The organism is Adlercreutzia sp. ZJ141, from assembly GCF_011038965.1.
In the GTDB taxonomy this organism is placed as follows: Bacteria; Actinomycetota; Coriobacteriia; order Coriobacteriales; family Eggerthellaceae; genus ZJ141.
In genome coordinates, this window is sequence record NZ_JAAKEB010000041.1 from 1 (window position 1) to 3,773 (window position 3,773).

The window sequence follows — 3,773 nt, forward strand, 5'->3', positions numbered from 1 at the left end:
CCGTAAAGTCGATGACACGAGCGCTTCCTTCCTCGTCAAGGTCGGTGATGGCATAACCTTCGGGTGCCTCAACCTCTTGGATGTGATAGCTTCCGTGCTTGGCATAGGCAAGCGATATCATGCCCTCGTTGTCAGTGGTCATCTCTTCATCGAAGGTTCCCTCGTCGTTCCAGATGTGGAATACGGCACCGGGGACAACGGTTTCATGATCAAGTGCATCGGTTTTGAGGATCTCAGGGTTGGTCGGTTCGTCGACTACGGCCTCCTCGTGGTCGTATACCGCGACATCTTGCCCCTCGTAGTCAAGCGTGACTGTCTTTTCCATGACGTCGAGCGCATAGCCGTCCTTGGCCTGTGCCTCATAGATCGTGTAGGTGCCAAGGTAGAGCTCAGGGCTTGTCGCCTTGCCGTCCTCGCCTGTGGTAAGCGTGGCTACGATCTCGCCCTCATGCGCCCGGATAGTTCCCTCAGGCGTTTGGATGGTCTCAGCCGCCTTTATGATGTAGACGGAATCATCGACTGCCTCACCTGTCCAGGCATCCGTCTTGGCAACGGTGATGGTGGCCTTTTGCGGCATGTCCGCAAACTCGATAACGAGAGGGTCATCCCATCCCTTGTAGTCAGCACCGACGCTAAACGTCTTGCCCTCAAGCTCCTTCACGTATCCGTAAGGGGCATCGACCTCCGTCAAGGTGTAGTCGCCCTGCTCTAAGAGCATGGGCAACGTGAGCTCTCCGCGCTCATTGGCCGTCCAGGTGTCAAGCGTCTCGGTTGCCGGGTAATGGAAGGTGTAGGTGATAGGCTCGCCATTCGCATCGAGCAGCTTAAAGCTGCACGGCAGCGGAATGTGCTTGCCGGTTTCTGCGTCAACCTTTTCGATCTTAAGCGGTGTCTGCGGGATGTGGTCGTTTACAAGCTGGGGCGGGTCGTATTGGCCCTCCTTGGAGATGACCGTCTTCCAGTCGGGGACGGGAAGAAGGTCCTTGCCCCATGTTTCCTTAAAGTCTTTTGCCACATGATCGGGTATCACCTCATGTACGGTGTAGGTGCCGTACGCCAGCGCGCCACTCCAGTCAGAAGGCTTGCTCCAGCCGTTTACCTTGGCGTGATCGTCTTTTGTAGTGGCAAGGCCGTTTGTGTCCGTGATGATCGTGCAGACGCGACTTCCCGGCTTAACGAGCTTTCCGGTCTCAGGTGAGACAACTGGATGCGCAGAGGAGTTGATAAGCTCGAACTTAACTCCGGGCACGAGCACGCGCTCGACCTCCTGGGGCATGTCTCCTGTCGGATCAGAGTAGATGGTGGTGGGGACTTCCTTCACGAGGCGGAAGTCGCCATGTTTTACGGTATCGGGCACCTTAGGTGAGTTGTAGGTGTAGACGCTCTCGCCAGCTGCCCCGTCTTCGGTGATGCGGATGCAAAACACTTTGGGGTCCCCGCCGTGCCCGTCATCGAGATTGTAGCCGCGTGGTGCGCGGGTCTCCTGCACGAGAATCGTGCCGAGCGGGATGGAGGCATCCCCGTTGGTCTGGTAGTAGAGAACATCCCCTGAGTACTTGTATTCCTCGGAGTAGTAGGCAAAGCCGTCTTCATCGGTCTCAAACACCCAGGTGCGGGCAGGGCTGCCAGAGGCTTCTGCGTCTTGTGCCGTTGCAAAATCACCCGCATAGTAGCGTACCGTGAAAAGCGCGCCTTCGAGGGTGGCGTCACCTTGGGGTACAGACTCTCCTGTCTGCGCGTCGACCTTGCCAAGCAGCATGCCCACCGGGTCAGACTGTGCGATGTCTGACACCTCACGTTCGTTCACACGCGTCGTCGCGTTCGGGGTCACATGGGTCTTATAGACAGTCGTGTCAAGTGCGTGCCCCGGGGCTTGCTTGGTCTCCATGACCCAGTAGTCGCCCTCTTCGAGCTCACCGAGGCTGCCGTAGCCATTTGCATCAGTTGTGATGACGCCGGCCTTGTCGGTAAGGCCCTCGTTTTTGTAGACGGTGTACTCGGCCCCGGCGAGGGAGTAGAGGGAATTACCCTCACACATCGAGGGGTTCTCGGTTACCTTCATAAGGTCAAGTGCGCCGTAAGGGATGTATTTGAACGAGAGGATAAGCTGGTTTCCGGCACCGGTGTGGAGCATGAAGGGCTCGAAGTTGCCCGGTACCTCGCCCTGGCGGGCGCAGATCAGACGCCCCGTTGCGTTCGGGTTGATCTCTTGGCCGTTCGTTCCGAAGCCGATCACGTTTTGGCGACACCACGACTTGAACGACTCGTTGCAACCAAAAAGCGCGTAGTGACCATTTGACGCGAACGTGTCAGAGAGCAGGATGTGCGTGAGTGCCGCGTAGCGCGCATCGGTCATAGCACTTCCGTCGTACCAGGTGCTTGGCCATAGATTTTTGTCAAAACCCGGGCTCCCATAGCCAAACCAGAGGTCCGCTATGGCCTCACTGTCACGCCCCGAGGGCGCACTGATGGTGCTTTTGGCGTAGCTGCCGGAAGGAGGTGTGCTCGCAGACGGATTGCCGCAGTAGGCCATCTCGCCATCGGCATACATCCAGTTGGTGGCGTATCCGGCGTAGGGGATCATGCCGCCGACCGAGAGGTTGGCGGATTCTGCCGCATAGGCACCCGGTGTTGCTTGGGCGAGCGTTCCGAAAGCCGTAGACGCCGCGATGAGGATGGCGAGCACGCACCTGACCACCTTGGAGTGCCGCGCAGCATTGATTGTTGTTTCCATGGTTCCTCCTTAGCGGGTCACAGGCTCAGGGCGCTCGGTCTCTCGGCTTTGGTTCTGCGATGCCTCGCGAGCATCCTTTGCTTTGTCGCTCAGCGATGCCAAAAACTCCTTGCGTGAGTTGTCCACGGCCTGCTTGAGCGCTGCGGGCATGACCTTGACGATGTCTTTCACCTCTTTGCCGTTTTCATCTCTTACGGGTGTGCCGTCGGGGTTCACAAGCCCCTTCTTGAGCCAGATCTCGCGACTTGCCAGAAGCGGCATGTCACGGTAGTTCTCACCCTTGAAGCGGGACGGGCTCACGAACATCGGGCTGAACTGGTAGTAGCTCACGTCAACCCCGTCGATGATCGTGCCTTTGGGCAGCGTCACGGAGTGGAAGGTCTTGCTCTCTCCTGTTTTGCGGTCGGTGTAGATGATGTTCTCGTGCACGAACTTGCGGTGAAGCGTCAGATAGACGTTCTTTCTCTCTTCCATGTGTCTTGCTCCTTTGAATCTTGATCGGCTTATCTGGGGCCTTGATGTGGAATGACCCCAGCGCTTGCGCGCAACCTTTCAGCCCATAGGCACCACCTCCTTAACTGGCGTGCTCGTCGCTAGAACCCGCTTACGATCTCTCGCGCCCAGGTTCCGCTCTTGACAAGGGAAAGGATGAGCAGGATGCACATGGCGAGATACTGAAGCGCGTAGGTAAGCCCGTTCGCGATGGCGTCCATCGGCGTTCCCGTACCGGGGTTCACCGCGACGATGCCGCCTAAGATCACAGGGAAGCTGATGAGCAGCACCAAGATGATGAGGCCCGCTATGCAGACGGCTCCGAAGCTCTTCAGGTACCCGATGCCTATCTGGCGCGTCTGGTCGAAGCCGAGAAACGCGAGGGGAATGGGCGAGAAGGCCGCCATGACGTAGAGCTGGATGGCACGCGCCCAGCAGACGACGAGCGCGACGATGTAGGCGATGAGCACCACAAGCCAGCTTATGACGGCCACGACGAGCAGGGCAAGAAGTGCTGAGAGGTCATCATCTGCGGTAACGACCGACA

General features: G+C 58.1%; 3 protein-coding genes. All 3 read right to left on the reverse strand.

Features of this window, described 5'->3' with window-relative positions; genetic code table 11:
• Positions 1 to 2,734 (reverse strand): SpaA isopeptide-forming pilin-related protein (locus G7Y44_RS10140; protein ID WP_165249642.1); only part of this gene is annotated, 2,734 nt, incomplete at its 3' end.
• A gap of 9 nt (positions 2,735 to 2,743) precedes the next feature.
• Positions 2,744 to 3,208, reverse strand: coding sequence for a DNA gyrase (locus G7Y44_RS10145; protein ID WP_165249644.1), 465 nt, complete (start codon positions 3,206 to 3,208; stop codon positions 2,744 to 2,746).
• Positions 3,209 to 3,327: 119 nt separating this feature from the next.
• A partial coding sequence (locus G7Y44_RS10150) for a type IV secretion system protein (RefSeq protein ID WP_206214469.1) occupies positions 3,328 to 3,773 on the reverse strand: 446 nt, incomplete at its 5' end.